This window comes from Acidimicrobiales bacterium (assembly GCA_036399815.1).
In the GTDB taxonomy this organism is placed as follows: Bacteria; Actinomycetota; Acidimicrobiia; order Acidimicrobiales; family DASWMK01; genus DASWMK01.
The window spans coordinates 16,612-32,205 of record DASWMK010000238.1 but is presented as its reverse complement, the minus strand read 5'-3'; the positions used below and the strand labels follow the sequence as shown (position 1 = coordinate 32,205).

Below are 15,594 nucleotides of genomic sequence, written 5' to 3'. Positions count from 1 at the left end.
GGCGGGCCCGGCGGGACCTCGACGGCGCCCTCGCCCTGTTCGCCGAGGAGGAGCGGCGGTGCCGGGAGCGGGGCGACGCGAGGGGGCTCCAGGCCGCGCTCGGCAACCTCGGCGCGACCCTCCGGGACCGGGGCGACGGCGACGGCGCCCTGGCCCGGTTCACCGAGCAGGAGGAGGTATGCCGGCGCATCGGCGACCCGCTCCTCTTGCGCCAGGCCCTCGCCGCCAGGGCCGCCGTCCTCGCCGACCGGGGCGACCTGGCCGGCGCCCTCGCCCTCCAGCGCGACCACGAGCGGGTGTGCCGGGACCTCGGCGACCTCGCCGGGCTCCACGTCTCCCTCGGCAACCAGGCCGTCACCCTCCTCCAGCTGGGCGACCTCGACGCCAGCCTCCGCCTCCTCGCCGAGGAGGAGGCGATCTGCACGAGGACGGGCCGGCGGGCCGGCCTGGCCCGCAGCCTGCTGGCCCAGGCCATGGTCCGCCAGCAGCAGGGCGACCTCGACGCCACCGTCGCCCTCCTCGACCGCCACGAGCCGCTGGCCAGGGCGCTCGGCCAGCCGTCGGCCATCGCCGCCAACCTCGGCATCAGGGCGACGGTGGCGCGGGCGCGCGGCGACGTCGCCGGCGCGCTGTCCCTCCACGTCGACGAGGAGCACCTGTACCGCCAGGCCGGCGACCGGCCCGGGGTGGCGGCCAGCCTCGGCAACCAGGCGCTGGCCCGCATGGCGGCCGGCGACGGCGTCGCCGCGGCGGGCCTGTTCGCCGAGCAGGAGCGCATCTGCCGGGAGCTGGGCGACGCCAACGGCCTGCAGGGCGCGCTCGGCAACCGGGCCGCCCTGGCCCTCCAGCGGGGCGACCTCGACGGCGCCTCCCGGCTGCTCGACGAGCAGGAGGCGCTGTGCCGGCGGACGGGCCACCTCACCGGGCTCGCCTCCTGCGTCGGCAACCAGGGCGTCGTGCGGCTGCACCGGGGCGACCTGGACGGCGCGCTGCGCTGCTACGGCGAGCAGGAGCGGCTGTGCCGCCAGGCCGGCGACGGCAACGGCCTCCAGACCAGCCTCGGCAACCAGGCCGCCATCGCCGTCCAGCGGGGCGACGCGGCGACGGCGGCCCGCCTGCTCCGCGAGCAGGTCGCCATCTGCCGGTCGCTCGGGATGTGGCCCGACCTCCAGAAGGCGGCCGGCCTGCTCGTGCAGGTGCTGACGTCGGTGGGCGACGGGGCCGGCCTCGTCGACGCCTGGGCCGCGGTCGAGGCCGCGGCGACCGGCCTCGGCGACCCGGCGACGGCGGCGACGGCGCTGACCAACCGGGCGACGCTCCTGTCCGGCGCCGGGCGCCCGGCCGACGCCCTGCCCCTGCTGGCCGAGGCCGAGGCCGCGTTCGCGGCCGCCGGGAACGTCGCCGGCCAGCAGATGGCGATGGGCAACCGGGGCCTCGCCCTCTACGGCCTCGGCCGCCTCGACGAGGCCGACGTCGTGCTGGCCGCCGCCGAGGACCTGTGCCGGCGCTGGAACCTGCTCGACGGGCTCCAGTCGGCGGTCGGCAACCGGGCCCTCGTCGCCCAGGCGAGGGGCGACGCGGCGACGGCCGTCGCCCTGCTCGAGGAGCAGGAGCGCCTCGCCCGTCAGGCCGGCAACGCCGGCGGCGTGGTGATCGCCATGGCCAACCGGGGCGAGGTCCTCGGCGGCGTCCCCGGCCGGGAGCGGGAGGGCATCGCCCTGCTCGACCAGGCCGCGGCGATGGCCGAGCAGTACGGCGCCGCCCCGATGGCCGCCCAGATCCGCCAGCTCGCCGCCGCCGCCCGCGCCCGCCTGCGCTGAGGGGCGCCGCCGAGCCGCCGCTTGCCGCTCGCGCGTCCGGTGGCCCCGTCCTGCCGCAACGCCGCAGCCCCCGCCGGCCGCGCCCGCCGTCCCGGTCCCACCGCGATCGCCCGCCGCCCCCGCCGGCCGCGCCCGCCGTCCCCGTCCCACCGCGATCGCCCGCCGCCCCCGCCCGCCGTCCCGACCCACCGTTCCCGCCCGCCGTCCGGGTCCTGCCGCGATCGCCCGCCGTCTCGCCGGCGCCCGCCCGCCCGCGCTGACCGTCGCCGGGTCGTGCCGCGATGCCGCGCCGTCCCGGCGCCGCTCGGGCCTCCCGCCGGCCCTTCGGCGCCTGGCGGCCTGGCCGGCGCTCCCCGGCGTCAGGTGCCGGGCGTGGTGCGGACGATGTCGAGGCCGGCCCTCGCCAGCATGGCCGGGAGCTCGCGGACGGCCTGACGGTCGCGCTCGCGGTCGGCCTCGGCCATGTCGTCCCAGGGGACGAGCAGCGGGTTGGTCATCGCCTGGTCGTCCCGGCGCTCGCCGTGGCGCCAGCCGGCCCGGCGCCGCTCCTCGGCCCAGCGGTCGTGCTCCCGCCGGGCCAGCACCTCCACCTCGTGGTCGGTGAGCGGCCGCCCGCCGTCGTCCCACCGGTACAGCGGGATCAGGTCGAGGTCGACCTCGTGCAGCCCAGCGGCCAGGGCCGCGGCCGCCCGCCGGTTGGACTCCCGCAGGGCCTCGGGCAGCTCGTCCCAGGGCACGGCCGCCGCCCCGCCGCCGCCGTCCCGCCTCGTCCTCGCCAGGTAGTCCTCGTGCAGCGCCCGCGCCACCTGCTCGTGGGTGCCGCCGGCGACCACCTCGGCCGTGCACGTCCGGTCGAGCGGGCTGAAGGCGACGACCGGGACCGCCGACCGGCCGACCCCGAGCAGCACGCCGAGCCCGGCCTCCGAGCGGGTGCGGACGAGCACCCGCGCCGGCCGGGCGCCGAGCACCTGGCGGACGGTGAGCGCCGCCGACAGGGCGGCCGCGTCGCTGTCGAGGGCGACGAACACGGCCGTCACCCGCCCGGAACAGAGCAGGTCGGTGAAGGCGTCGACGGCGTCGGGGACGGGCCGGTCGAGGTCGAGGTCGATCGGGGCCAGGTCGCACCACCGCTCGAGGCTCGGGTGGCGGAGGCGGAGCGCCTGGAGGCGGCCGCCGGCCTCCCGGTCGACCAGGGTCACCGCCAGCCGGTGCCGCCCGTCCCGCTCGGCCCAACGCTGCCCCGCGGCGACGACGAGGCTCTGGCCCAGCTGGCCGACGCCGACGACCACGAGGTGCGGCGGCCGGCCGACCTCGTCGAGCACCGGCTCGGTCGCCAGCCAGGCCCTGGCCGCCTGCTGGTGCACGTTGAAGAACTCGAGCCGCACGCCCTCGGCCTCGTCCTCCAGCACCTCCGAGCGGAGGAGGTGGCACAGCTGCGGGTCGAGGAGGTGGACGGCGCAGTGCAGCGGCCGGGCCCCGGCCGGCCGGTCGACCTCCCGCACGACGGCGGCGATCCCCGCGTTGGCGCCGTCGTCGGCGGCGGCCACCGCCTCGCCGGCCCGACCCACCCCGGCGTGGCGGAGCACGGCCGGGTCGGTGGCGTCGCCGACCAGCACGGCCACGCCGTGGGCCCTCGCCGTCGGCACGCCCGGCGAGGCCGAGTCGACCTCGACGGCCACCACCCGCCGGCCGGCGTCCCGGAAGGAGGTGGCGACGCGCAGCCCCTTCTCCCCGAGGCCGCAGACCACGACGTGGTCGCGCCAGAGCCGGGGCCGGAGCCGGTCGACCTGCTCGCGGAACAGCAGGGCGGAGGCCTGGATGAACGTCGCCCCCGTCACCATCGGGCCGAGGAAGCGGGCGGCCTGGATGCGCCAGTCGACGGCGGCGTAGTCGTTGGCGAAGGACAGGGCGAACAGGTCGGGCACGGCGTAGACCCGGTCCCAGGTCGAGTAGGCGACGCCGGGCGGCGACTTCCCGGCCATCCCCCACAGGCCGAGGGCGGCGACGGCCAGCCACAGCCCGCTCAACAGCATCCACCGCGACCGCGGCTGCCACAGCCGCCTCAGCCCGCCCACGGCCACCCCTCCCGCACGACGTCGCCGTCGGGGACGCGCACCCAGGCGAGGGGTCGGCCGACGGCCCTGGCGCGCGCCACCACCTCGCCCGTCCCGCCCCGCCCCCGCGGTGGCCGGCCGTCCCACACGGCGACGAGCACGTCCGAGCGGCCGAGCACCTCGAGGCCGGCCGCCCAGTAGGCGTCCTCCCTCGTCGGCTGGGGCGGGACGCGGTCGACGGCGTCGGCCCGCGCCAGCAGCGAGCGGAAGGCGGCCACCGACCCGCCGGCCTCGAAGTCCCGCTCGTAGTCGGCGGCGTCGAGGGGCAGGACGACCTCGAGCGACCAGCCCGGGCGGGCGAGGCCCCGCTCGGCGACCAGACGGTCGGCGCCCTCGGCGAGGCTCGACACGACGGCCGCTGCCGCGCCCGCGGCGGCGGCGACGGCGTCGAGGGCGGCGTCGACGCCGGCCGGGACGCGCCCGTCCGCCGGCAGCCGGCGGTGGCCGGACACGGCCACCCGGAACCGCTCGCCGCCCTTCGGCACGGCCGGATCGTACGGCCCGCCGCCCGCGGCGGGAGGACTACGCTCGGCGCCTCCATGACAAAAGGGGGGCGTCGCATGCCGACGACTTCTGCCGCAGAGCGCCGACGCGGGGGGCGCGCCCGCGTCGTCGGCCTGCTGGCTGCGGCCACGGTGGCCGTCACGTCCATCATCGCGACCCCGGCACGCGCCGAGGTGGCCGATCCTCCGCCGAGCGTCTGCGAACGGCGGGTCAACGACACGGTGCAGGCCCTCCTGGCCTGCGTCACCCTGGCCGGGGTGCGCGAGCACCAGGCCGAGCTCCAGGCCATCGCCGACCAGTACGGCGGCACGAGGGCCGTGGGCACGAAGGGCTTCCGGGCCTCGGTCGACTACGTGCTCGACCAGCTCGAGGAGGCCGGCTACACGCCCGAGGTGCAGGCCTTCCCGTTCGAGCAGGTGACCGACCTGTCGGACTTCCAGCTCACCCAGCCCCAGCAGGAGGACTTCGACCCGTACGAGGACTTCCTCGCCGCCGAGTTCTCCCCCGAGACGACGGCCCAGGGCGAGCTCCAGGCCGTCGACCTCGTGCTGCCGCCCACCCCGGAGCCCAGCTCCACGAGCGGGTGCGAGATGTCGGACTTCGAGGGCTTCGAGGCCGGCAACATCGCCCTGATCCAGCGGGGCACGTGCACGTTCGCCCTCAAGGCCAAGAACGCCCAGCGGGCCGGCGCCGCCGGCGTCGTGCTGTTCAACGAGGGCCAGGTCGGCCGCACCGACGTCCTCGCCCCGAGCGGGACGGCCGAGCGGCTGACGATCCCCGTCATCTTCACCACCTTCGCCATCGGCGAGCGGCTGGCCGGCACGGAGGGCGCCGTCGTGCGCATCGCCGTCGACCTGCTGTTCGAGACGAAGACGGCGTGGAACGTGCTGGCCGAGCTCCAGGGCACCGACGACCAGGTCGTCATGGTCGGCGGCCACCTCGACTCGGTCCCCGAGGGCCCTGGCATCAACGACAACGGCTCGGGCAGCGCCGCCATCCTCGAGACGGCGATCATGATGGCCAACGTCACCCCGACCCACACCGTGCGCTTCGCCTGGTGGGGCGCCGAGGAGCTCGGCCTCGTCGGGTCCACCTACTACGTCGAGCACCTCCCCGCCGAGGAGCTCGCCCGCATCGCCCTCTACATGAACTACGACATGATCGGCTCGCCGAACTACGTCCGGTTCGTGTACGACGGCGACGGCGACTCGTTCGGCACGCCCGGCCCCGACGGCTCCGACGAGATCGAGGACGTCTACCACCGCTGGTACGACCGGCAGGGCCTGGCCTCGGAGGACACCGAGTTCAGCGGCCGCTCCGACTACGGGCCGTTCATCGCCGCCGGCATCCCGGCGGGCGGCCTGTTCACCGGGGCCGAGGTGCCGAAGACGGAGGAGCAGGAGGCGATCTACGGCGGCGAGGCCGGGATCCCCTACGACCCCTGCTACCACCAGGCCTGCGACGACTACGACAACGTCGACCTCGAGGTGCTGCGCCAGAACAGCGACCTCGTCGCCTTCGCCGCCCTCTACTGGGCCCAGAAGGCCGACCTGCCGGGCGGCGGCGACCCGACGCCCACGACGCTCGACGGCCACCGGCCGACGGCGTAGGTCGCCGAGTCGGGCACGGGGGCGGGGCCGCGCCCCCCGTGCCCGACCGCACCGCGGGAGCTGGGCCGTTCGGCTCATTGCCCTCAAGCGGCCGGGCGGAGCCGCCGATCAGGCGGCATGAGCATGCTGGAGGGGGTGCCTCGATAGGCGCAGGAGCACCCGGCGCCACCGCGTGACCCCAGCGACGATCGCAGCCCATCCCATTGCCATGTCCCCGGGCCCGCGGTCATCGCGGGGGCACGCGGTGCGCTCCCCGCTCGTTGAACGAGCGCAGCACCGGGCCCCCCGCACGGAGCTCGACCCGCGTGATCGACGCCGGGTCGAGGTGGGTCCGCCAGGCCAGCTCGACGCCCACGCCGAGCGCCCAGGCGACCGCCGCCTTGATGGGCGACACGTGGCTGACGACGACCACGTCGCCCCCCTCCCCTGGCCCCGCCGCCACCGCCGCGGCGAGCAGCTCGTCGCAGGCCGAGCGGACCCGCCGGTCGAGGGCGGCGAGCGACTCCCCGCCGGGCGGCGCGAACTCGGGGTCGGCCCGCCAGGCCGCCCACTCCGCGGCGCTGACCGACCGGACGGGCCGGCCCTCCCAGTCGCCGTAGTCGACCTCGACCCAGCGCTCGTCGACCTCGACGGGCAGGCCGAAGCACCGGGCCGTCGCGACGGCCCGGCCGAGCGGGCTGGCCACCACCCTCGTGACCGTGGCCGGCGGCGGGCCATCCGCCACCGCGGCCGGGAGCGCCCCGGCCTGGCGGGCGCCCTCGTCGTCGAGGCCCGGGTCGGACCGTCCGAGCAGGAGCCCGGCGGCGTTGACCGCCGTCCGCCCGTGCCGCACCAGGATCAGCACGCGGGCCCCGCTCAGGGCACGACCGACCGGTCGAGCCGGCCGGTGCGCACGAACCGCCGCCGCCGGTCGGGGTCGGCGAGGCCGAACGTGCGCCAGGCCCACACGGCGACGGCCACCCCGACGGCCTCGAGGACGACCGACCAGACCCCCCGGGACACCTCGGGCGCCCGCTCGCCGTCGAACGACCAGCCCATGGCCGGCCACCAGAACAGCTCGGTCCTCGTCCAGGCGCCGTCGAGGACGAGATGGAGGGCGGTGCCGATGGGCAGCGCGACCCACCGCCGGCCGGCCAGCCGCCGGCCCCGGGTGGCGACGAGGACGACGACCAGCAGCACGGCCGAGAACGCCAGGGTGTGGAGCACCCGGGCGCCGAACAGCACCCCCTCGACGCTCGGCAGCACGGCCCCGAGCGCCACCAGCCGGTAGTCGACGGCCGGGCTCTGGAACACCGCCCACACGAACACGACCGCGGCGGCCGCGAACCAGACGATCACGGCACCAGGATGCGGCCGCACTCCTCGCAGTGGACGACCGTGGCGGGCGGCAGGTGGCGCAGCCGGTCGAGCTCGACCGCCGACAGGGTCAGGTGGCACCCGCCGCAGCTCCGGCCCTGGAGCGGGGCGACCGCCACCCCGCCCATCCGCGTCCGCAGCCGCTCGTACTCGGCCAGCAGCGGCGCCGACACCTGCGCGGCCGCCGCGTCCCGCATGGCCGTCGCCTCGGCCAGCGCGGCCTCGACGGCCGCCTCGGCCTCCACCAGCGCCGTCCCCACCTGCTCGTGCCGGGTGACGAGGTCGATGCGCTGGGTCGCCGCCTCGTCGACGGCGGCGTCGAGCGGCTCCCGCTCCTCCATCAGCTCGAGCACCCGGTCCTCCAGCTGGCTGCGCCGCCGGCCGAGCGCGGCCAGCTCCTCCTGGAGGGCGGTGAGCTCGCGCGGGTTGTTGACCGAGCCCGAGTACAGGGTGCGGTCGACGCTCGCCGACTTCGCCTCGAGCGCGTCGATCTCGTCCTCCAGCCGCTGCTGGAGCTGGGCGATCTCGTCGCGCTGCTCGGCCGTCACCGCCGTCCTGGCGTCGAGCTGCTCGATCTCGCGGGCGAGCGCCGCCAGCGCCGCCCGCTCGGGGAGGGTGTCGCGCCGGTGCCGGAGCTGGTCGATCGTGGTGTCGTGGTCCTGGAGGGTCAGGAGGAGGGGGAGGTCGCTCACGGCCTCGGTCGTGGCGGGCGTGGCGGCCGCGGTGGCCGGGTCTCCGGTGGGGCCGTGGGCGGGGGCGGTGGGGCGAACGTGACCGGTGGCCGGACGGGCGGCGGGGTGAACGTGTAGGTCGCCGGCGGCCGGGGCGCGAACTGCGCCGCGAACTCGTCGTAGCCCGACGCCCCGAGGTCGATCTCGGGGTCGAGGCGCAGGAAGCGGCCGGCCCGATCGGGCGGCTCGGGCGGCGTGAACTCGGTGATCGGCAGGCCCGAGTGCACCTCGCTCATGTAGAGGCCCCAGATCCTCGCCGGGTAGGAGCCGCCGGTCACCGTGCGCCCGCCGACGTTGCGCATCGGGATGCGGCCCTCGGGGGCGCCCATCCACACGGCGGTGGCGAGCTGGGGGGTGTAGCCGACGAACCAGGCGTCGGCCGAGTCCTGCGCCGTGCCCGTCTTCCCGGCCGCCGCCTGCTCGCCCAGCTGGGCGGCGGTGCCGGTGCCGTACTGCACGTTGGCCTCGAGCACCTCGGTGGCCAGGCGGGCGACCTCAGGGTCGAGCGCCTGCTGCGGGTCGTCCTCGTGCTCGAAGATGACCCGGCCCCGGCTGTCCTCCACCCGGTCGATCAGGTAGGGCTGGCGGTAGACGCCGTCGGCCGCCAGGGTGGCGTAGGCGGCCGCCATCTCGATCGGGTGCACCTCGCGGGTGCCGAGCGTGAGCGACAGGTCGCCGGTCGGCTCGCCGAGCGGGGTGGTGATCCCCATGCGGCGGGCCGTGTCGATCACGTTGGGCAGGCCGACGAGCTGCTCGAGGCGCACGTAGGCGCAGTTCACCGAGCCGACCGTCTGGCGGGTGATGGTGCCGACGCTGCCCCGGTTGTCGTCGAAGTTGTCGACCTCGTAGGGGTCGGGCGTGCCGCCCGGGTTCGGGAACTTGCAGGGCCCCGACCCGTCGATGACGTCGTTCGGGATGTAGCCGTGCTCGAGGGCCGACACGAGCACGAACGTCTTGAACGACGAGCCGGCCTGGCGGCCGATGCCCTGGGTGGTGAGGTTGTACTTGTAGGCCTCGAACCCGGGCCCGCCGATCATCGCCCGCACCGCGCCGGTGCCCGGCTCGACGGAGATGACCGCGCTGGTGAACAGGCCGCCCGCCTCGGGGAGGAAGCAGGGGCCGAGCGTGCCGTCGGGCCGCGGGCACGGCGTGGTGATCGTGCCCTGCACGTCGTTGCGGGCCTGGGCGGCGACGTACTGGTAGATCGGGTCGATCGTCGTGTAGATGCGCAGGCCGCCCCGGAACACGGCGTTGAACCGGTCGGTGGCCGTCTCGCCGAGGCGGGGGTCGTCGAGGAGCTGCTGCTTGACCTCCTCGATGAAGTAGTCCTTCGGCGGCGGCAGGCTGCTGAGGTTCGCCGTGGGCAGCGGGACGAGCTGGTACAGCTCGTTCTCGTACTGCGTGATGCGCCCGAGGCCGACCAGCCGGTCGAGCACGAAGCGCCGCCGGGACTCGGCCGCCTCCGGGTGCAGGAACGGGTCGTAGCCGCCGGGGTTGCGGATGAGGCCGGCCAACAGGGCCGCCTGCCCCCAGTTGAGGTCGCCGACGTTCAGCCCGAAGTACGTCTCCGCCGCGGCCTGCACGCCGTAGGCGCCGTTGCCGAAGTAGACGGTGTTGAGGTAGCGCTCGAGGATCTCGTCCTTCGACATCTCGTCCTCGAGGCGGACGGCGTAGACCGCCTCCTTCACCTTCCGCCCGAGGTCCTGCTCCGGGCTGAGCAGGGCGTTCTTCACCACCTGCTGGGTGATCGTCGACCCGCCCTGGGCGATCCCGCCGGCCTCGACGTTCTCCATGAGCGCCCTGGCGGTGGCCCGCAGGTTCACGCCGCCGTGCTCGTAGAAGTGCTCGTCCTCGACGGCGAGGACCGTCTGCACGAGGGCCTCGGGCACCTGGTCCAGGCGGACGGGCGCCCGGTTCGACTCGTAGTCGTGCAGCGAGGCGATGAGCGTGCCGTCCCTCGCGAACATGAGCGAGCGCTCGCCGAGGGCGGAGAGGTTCAGCTCCGGGAGGCGGCTGCTGCCCGAGGTGAGGAGGGCGACGGCCTGGGGCGCGACGACGAGCACCGTGCCGGCGAGCAGGGCCGGCGCGCAGACCAGGACGGCGACGAGCCGCAGGAGCCGAGCGAGGTGCTTCACTTAGACCCGACGTTACCCGCGGGGTGTGACAGGAAGGCCGGCAGGCCGGCGCCCTGCCGCCACCCCGCGGGCAGCGTCACGGCGTCAGTTCGTGCAGCGGAGGGTGCTGAACGAGACGGAGTCCTTGTCCTTGTCGCCCTCGGCGTTGCGGGCGACGACCTTGGCGTTCACGTTGATCTCGTCCGGGTAGTTGTGGATGACGGTCGGGTCGCTGACGGCGCCCGTGTCGAACACGCCGTCACGGTTGAAGTCCCAGCGGTACCGCACGGTGCTGGACGACTCGGTGACCGCGGACAGGGTCACCTGGACCGTGTCCCCGTTGACGCACTGCTGGTCGGCGACCACGGCCTGCACCTGCAGGGCGTTGATCCCCGCCCCCGCACCGGCGGTCGCCGGCGACAGGCCGAGCCCCGCGAGCCCCAGGCCCACGGCGGCAACGGCCAGCCCTCGCACACGCGGCATCCCCATACCTCCTCGTCGGTGGACCTGCGACCCGGTACCCACCCGGCCGCGTCCCCCAAACGGACGGTCAGAACCCGAGGACCCTCCTGGCCGCCTCGGCGATGTCCTCGGGCTGAGGCAGGATCTCGTGCTCGAGGGTCGGCTCGTAGGCGACGTGGCAGTCCTTCGCGCCCACCCGCGCCACCGGCGCGTCGAGGTCGGTGAAGCAGGCCTCGGCGATCCAGGCCGCCACCTCCGCGCCGAACCCGGAGGTGACGATGTCCTCGTGGACGACGAGCACCCGGCCGGTGCGGGCCACCCGCTCGGCGACGAGGTCCTTGTCCCAGGGCACCAGGCACCGGAGGTCGACGATCTCGACCGACCAGCCGTCCTCCTCCTCGATCATCTGGGCGGCCCGCCGGCTGCGCTCCACGGTGGCGCCGTAGGTGACGATCGTGAGGTCGGTGCCCTCGCGGACGACGTCGCCCCGGCCGAGCGGGATGACGAAGTCGTCCGGCGGCATCGGGTCCCGGGCGTAGGGCTGGCGGAGCAGGTGCTTGTGCTCGAGGAACAGCACCGGGTCCTCGCAGCGGTGGGCGGCCCGGAGGAGGCCGACCGCGTCCCTCGCCCGGGACGGGAACATGACGATCAGGCCGGGGACGTGGGTGAAGATCGACTCGCCGCACTGCGAGTGCCAGATGGACCCGCCGGTGAGGTAGCCGCCGATGGGGACCCGGAGGACCAGGGGGCAGTGGAACTCCCCGTTCGAGCGCCAGCGCATCGTCGCCGCCTCGCTCTTGATCTGGGTCATGGCGGGCCAGATGTAGTCGAAGAACTGGACCTCGGGGAACGGCCGCAGCCCCCGCACCGCCTGCCCGACGGCCCGGCCGACGATGTTCGCCTCGGCCAGCGGGGTGTTGAAGCAGCGGGCGATGCCGAACTGCTTCTGGAGCCCGTGGGTGGTGCCGAACACGCCACCCTTGCCCTCGACCTGGTCGACGACCTCGGCCGGCGCGTCGGCCACGTCCTCGCCGAACACCCGGATGCGCTCGTCGGCCGCCATCAGCTCGTGGAGCGTGCGGCGGATGGCCTCCCCGAACGTCACGGTCTCGGCCTCGGGGTCGACGGCGGCCTCGGTCAGCCGGCCGTCGCCCGGGATGTCCGGGACGACGTAGACGTGCTCGAGGACGGTCGCGGGGTCCGGACGGGCGGCGGCGAGCGCCTCGCGGGCGGCCGCCTGGACGATCGCCTTGGCCTCCTCGCGGACGGCGGCCGCCTCCTCCTCGCTCAGCACCCCGGCCTCGACGAGCTCGCGCTCGAACGTGTCGATCGGGTCGTGCTCGGCCTCCGCCTGGAGCTCCTCCACGGGGCGGTACTTGCTCTGCGTGTCCGCCGCGGAGTGCGAGTACGGGCGGGTGACGGTGGCGTGGATCAGGCCGGGCCCCTCGCCGGCCCGCACCCGGGCGATGGCCTTGGCGCCCTTCTTCCGGGCGGTGAAGTAGTCCCGCCCGTCGAACTTGGTGATGGCGAGGCCCCGGAAGCCGCGCACCATCTCCGAGATCGGGGCCGGCGACTGGTCCTCGGCCCGTACCGAGATGGCGTAGCCGTTGTCGGCCACCACGTACAGGACCGGGAGGTGCAGGCGGCAGGCCGTGTTCAGGCTCTCCCAGAACTCGCCCTCGGAGGTGGCCCCCTCGCCGAGGGACACGTAGGTGAGCTCGTCGCCGTGGGCGTCGCAGCCGGGGAGGCTGCGGCCGGCGATGTAGCGGGACGCCTCGGCGCACCCGACGGCGGGGATGCACTGGCTGCCCGTCGGGCTCGACTGGGACACGACGTTCAGCCGCCGGTGCCCCCAGTGGCAGGGCATCTGCCGGCCGCCCGACGCCGGGTCCTCCGACGACCCGACGGCCTGGAGGAGGATCTCGGTGGGCGTCACGCCGAGGCCGAGCATCAGCGAGCGGTCGCGGTAGTACGGGAAGAACCAGTCGTAGCCGGGCCGGAGGTGGCGGGCGAGGCCGAGCAGCAGGGCCTCGTGGCCGGCGCCCGAGATCTGGAAGAACACCCGGCTCTGCTTCTGGAGGCTGATCTCCCGGTCGTCGAGGGCCCGGGAGACGCAGGCCATCCGGAAGTCGTCGACGAGCTCGGAGCAGCGGTAGCCCCGGTAGGTGGGCTGGCCGTCGTCGTCCCGGCCGCGGCGCTTGTCCTTGTCCCGCTCCCGGTCCTTGTCCTTGTGGTCCTTGTGGTCCTTGTGGCCGTTGCGCTGGTGGCGGTGGTCCTCGTCCCGGACGAGCTCAGCCGGGTCGGCTCGGTGCGCCTTCGCCATCGACCACCACCCCTTCCAATGCAGGATCCGCCCCGGCCGCGCTGCCGGTCCGACGGGTGACGTTACCCGCGGACGGGCGGAGGGCGGCGGCTCCCCCGGCGGTCAGGCGCGGCGGGGGCGGCGGAGGGGCAGGCGGCGGCGCCGGGGCTCGCCGACGGCCTCCTCGGCCCGGTCCCGGACCTCGTCCGACGCGGCGACGACGCCGCCGGCGGCCAGGGCGACCGCGGCCGTGCCGGCCCACAGCTCGCCGGAGACGGCGGACACGACCATGCCGGCCAGGCCGAGGACGGCGCCGAGCGCGCCGGCCGGGAGCCGGGCCCGGCGCCAGCGCCGGCCGCTCCAGCGGTGGGTCGACAGGCGGGCGGCCAGGCGGGGGTCGACGGCGGCCAGCGACCGCTCGATGTCGTCGAGGAGGACGCGCTCGCCCGGCGTGAGCTCCACGTGCTCGGGGTGGTCGATCACGGCGGTCCCCCCTTTCCCGTGTCCGGCCGATACCCGCGCGGAGCCGGCACAACCCCGCCGTACCGGAAGGCTCGCGCCACCGGCCACCCCGCGTCCAGCCGCCGGGCAGCGAGGCGGCGATGGCATCCACCCGCCAGCGGTCGATCGCCACCAACATGGGAAGGTGTCCGATCCGCGGCGACTTCTCGCACCCGATGCGCTCGGGTCGCTCCGCGGTCGGGTTTTCTCCTACATCGGGGGCAACGTCAGCCGGGCGCACTGCGAATCGCTCGCGCCCTACGTCGCCGGCTTCACCCTCGCCGGCAAGCGTGGCCGGAAGATGGCGCGGTCGATCGCCGCGACGACGGGCGCCCCCGTGCTCTGGGACCCCGCCCTGTACGTCGCACAGGTGGGCGCGACCTGCCGGACGCCCACCCTCTTCGACGAGGACGAGAACGTCGGCTTCCAAGCGGACCTCGGCGTCGCTGCGTTCCTGTCCGCCTCCGGCTGGGTGCCCGACCGGGATGGAGAGGCGCTCCGGCGCGTCGTCGACGAAGGCCGGCGCTTCTGCGACCGGGCAGACCGGTCGGGTCACTCTGCCCCGAGCTTCGTCGTCGTGCCGATCGGCAGCTGGTGGTTGACCCGCGGCCGGGAGCGGCTGATCACCGAGCTCCGGCGCGTCGAGCGCCCGATCGCCCTCGTCCTGTGCTCCCGGAACGACCCGCTCGGCGTCGTCGGTGGGGTGGCCGGCCTCGTGGCCGTCGTTCGTTCCGTCCCCGACGTCGCCGTGATCAGGACCGATCTCGCGGGGCTCGGAGCGATGGCGCACGGCAGCCCCTTCAGCGCCATCGGAACGGGCACCGGTGCCCGTCACTCCGTCCCGGTCGGCACGACGGGCGGTGGAGCACCCGATGACGACACGCCGTCCGTCCTCGTCAGAGGCGCCGGCGTGTACAAGAAGGGGTCACAGATCGAGCGGTGCCGTTCGGACGGCGGGCTGCTCTCATGCCCGCTACCGCCGTGCAAGGGCCGTCACCTCCGCCGCTTCGCTGATCCCGCCTCACGACCGGAGGCGATGCTCCACGCGTTCGCCGTCATCCAGGAGCTCGCCGACGGCATCCTCTCGCACGACCCGGCGCTGCGCCCCGAGGCGTGGCGGTTGTTCGCCGAACGTGCCGTGCAGCGTCTGGACGACCTCGAGACCCGGACGAGAGTGCCGTGGGAGGCACCTCGGGCGCTCACCGACTGGGCGTCGACGCCTGGTTCGCCCCGGATCGACTAGACGCAGCGAAGACCTCCTCGCACAGCCGCCAGTGCGGCGCGTCGCCAACGGCGACGACGCGCTGGGGGGGTAACCGCAGCGTGTCGCACGCGATGACGCCGACGCCGAGGCGACCGGCTCGTTCCAAGACCCGCGATGACACGCGATCAGCACCCACGATCCGCCGTGCATCCGACGCGAACGGGCCGACTCGGCGGAGCGCGACGTCGCCCGCCGCAGCCAGCCCCAGAACCGCGACGAGGCGAACGGGCGGGCGATAGGTCCGTCGTGCCATGCCGCCGTGAACCGCGACGACGCTGTCCACCTCGTCCACCGCCATCGCGACGGCAACGGGGTCGAGGGCGTCGAGCGGCACGTCGAGGCCGAACGGCAGCGTGTTGAGGAAGCCGAGGATGGCCCGGTCCGAGACGGCACCGATGCCGAGCCGGCGGCGGCGCTCCGCCTCTTCAGTCTCCACATCGGCGAGCACGAGGACCTGCCCGCCTGCGCCCCGGATGGGGACGAGGACGTCGCCGGACAGCCCTGCGGCGAGCACGGCGTCCTCAGCGGTCAGCATGGCGCACCATCTCGTTGGCGAGACGGTCGAGGCTGAGGCCGAGTACGCGAGCAAGTCGGGCCACGAGGAAGAACCCCGGATCGGCAGGCGGACGGTGCTCGAGCTTCCGTAGCGTGTCGAGGGGCACGTTCGCCTCGCTGGCTATCGCCGCTTGCGTCCGTTCCGGTGGCCCGAGGCGTGCCGACACGAGGACGCCCACGAGCGATGCGCCCAGGGCGCGCTGGTCGTCCGATCGGCTCTGGCGTGCCATGTTCAGGATTATAATCCTTGTATTACAATCC

14 protein-coding genes are annotated in these 15,594 nt (G+C 75.2%); 3 read left to right on the top strand and 11 right to left on the bottom strand.

The features are described from left to right. A partial coding sequence (locus tag VGB14_17790) for a hypothetical protein (protein HEX9994785.1) occupies nt 1-1,820 on the top strand: 1,820 nt, incomplete at its 5' end. A gap of 359 nt (nt 1,821-2,179) precedes the next feature. Here the strand turns inward: VGB14_17790 and VGB14_17785 are convergent. Together VGB14_17785 and VGB14_17780 are read right to left on the bottom strand one after the other, a co-directional pair. Beyond that, nucleotides 2,180-3,895: an NAD-binding protein gene (locus VGB14_17785; GenBank protein HEX9994784.1), complete on the bottom strand. Its 1,716-nt coding sequence runs from the start codon at nt 3,893-3,895 to the stop codon at nt 2,180-2,182. Further along, complete coding sequence (locus tag VGB14_17780) at nt 3,883-4,419, bottom strand: hypothetical protein (GenBank protein ID HEX9994783.1); 537 nt, start codon at nt 4,417-4,419, stop codon at nt 3,883-3,885. The genes VGB14_17785 and VGB14_17780 overlap by 13 nt, the downstream gene beginning before the upstream one ends. A 150-nt stretch (nt 4,420-4,569) precedes the next feature. Between VGB14_17780 and VGB14_17775 the strand changes: the two genes are divergently transcribed. Beyond that, on the top strand, nt 4,570-6,048 hold the full coding sequence (locus VGB14_17775) for a M28 family peptidase (GenBank protein HEX9994782.1): 1,479 nt from the start codon (nt 4,570-4,572) through the stop codon (nt 6,046-6,048). A gap of 226 nt (nt 6,049-6,274) precedes the next feature. Here VGB14_17775 and VGB14_17770 read toward each other — a convergent pair whose 3' ends face one another. The 7 genes from VGB14_17770 to VGB14_17740 form a co-directional block, all read right to left on the bottom strand. Then, nucleotides 6,275-6,892, bottom strand: coding sequence for a histidine phosphatase family protein (locus VGB14_17770; protein ID HEX9994781.1), 618 nt, complete (start codon nt 6,890-6,892; stop codon nt 6,275-6,277). 11 nt (nt 6,893-6,903) lie between these two features. Continuing rightward, a complete protein-coding gene (locus VGB14_17765) occupies nt 6,904-7,386 on the bottom strand; it encodes a hypothetical protein (protein HEX9994780.1) in 483 nt (160 codons plus the stop codon). Then, nucleotides 7,383-8,096: a C4-type zinc ribbon domain-containing protein gene (locus VGB14_17760; protein ID HEX9994779.1), complete on the bottom strand. Its 714-nt coding sequence runs from the start codon at nt 8,094-8,096 to the stop codon at nt 7,383-7,385. The genes VGB14_17765 and VGB14_17760 overlap by 4 nt, the downstream gene beginning before the upstream one ends. Beyond that, nucleotides 8,093-10,270 carry a transglycosylase domain-containing protein gene (locus tag VGB14_17755; GenBank protein ID HEX9994778.1) on the bottom strand — a complete coding sequence of 726 codons (2,178 nt, stop codon included), beginning with the start codon at nt 10,268-10,270 and terminating at the stop codon, nt 8,093-8,095. The genes VGB14_17760 and VGB14_17755 overlap by 4 nt, the downstream gene beginning before the upstream one ends. Before the next feature lie 84 nt (nt 10,271-10,354). Next, nucleotides 10,355-10,732: a PKD domain-containing protein gene (locus tag VGB14_17750; protein HEX9994777.1), complete on the bottom strand. Its 378-nt coding sequence runs from the start codon at nt 10,730-10,732 to the stop codon at nt 10,355-10,357. Nucleotides 10,733-10,799: 67 nt separating this feature from the next. Next, a complete protein-coding gene (locus VGB14_17745; GenBank protein HEX9994776.1) occupies nt 10,800-13,034 on the bottom strand; it encodes a dehydrogenase E1 component subunit alpha/beta in 2,235 nt (744 codons plus the stop codon). 102 nt (nt 13,035-13,136) lie between these two features. After that, a complete protein-coding gene (locus tag VGB14_17740; GenBank protein ID HEX9994775.1) occupies nt 13,137-13,496 on the bottom strand; it encodes a DUF3040 domain-containing protein in 360 nt (119 codons plus the stop codon). A 163-nt stretch (nt 13,497-13,659) separates the two neighbouring features. Between VGB14_17740 and VGB14_17735 the strand changes: the two genes are divergently transcribed. After that, on the top strand, nt 13,660-14,757 hold the full coding sequence (locus VGB14_17735) for a hypothetical protein (protein ID HEX9994774.1): 1,098 nt from the start codon (nt 13,660-13,662) through the stop codon (nt 14,755-14,757). Here VGB14_17735 and VGB14_17730 read toward each other — a convergent pair. Both VGB14_17730 and VGB14_17725 read right to left on the bottom strand, forming a co-directional pair. Further along, nucleotides 14,714-15,313 (bottom strand): hypothetical protein, encoded by a 600-nt coding sequence (locus VGB14_17730; GenBank protein ID HEX9994773.1) that lies wholly within the window; start codon nt 15,311-15,313, stop codon nt 14,714-14,716. The genes VGB14_17735 and VGB14_17730 overlap by 44 nt on opposite strands. After that, nucleotides 15,300-15,563: a helix-turn-helix transcriptional regulator gene (locus tag VGB14_17725; protein HEX9994772.1), complete on the bottom strand. Its 264-nt coding sequence runs from the start codon at nt 15,561-15,563 to the stop codon at nt 15,300-15,302. The genes VGB14_17730 and VGB14_17725 overlap by 14 nt, the downstream gene beginning before the upstream one ends. Nucleotides 15,564-15,594 lie beyond the last annotated feature (31 nt).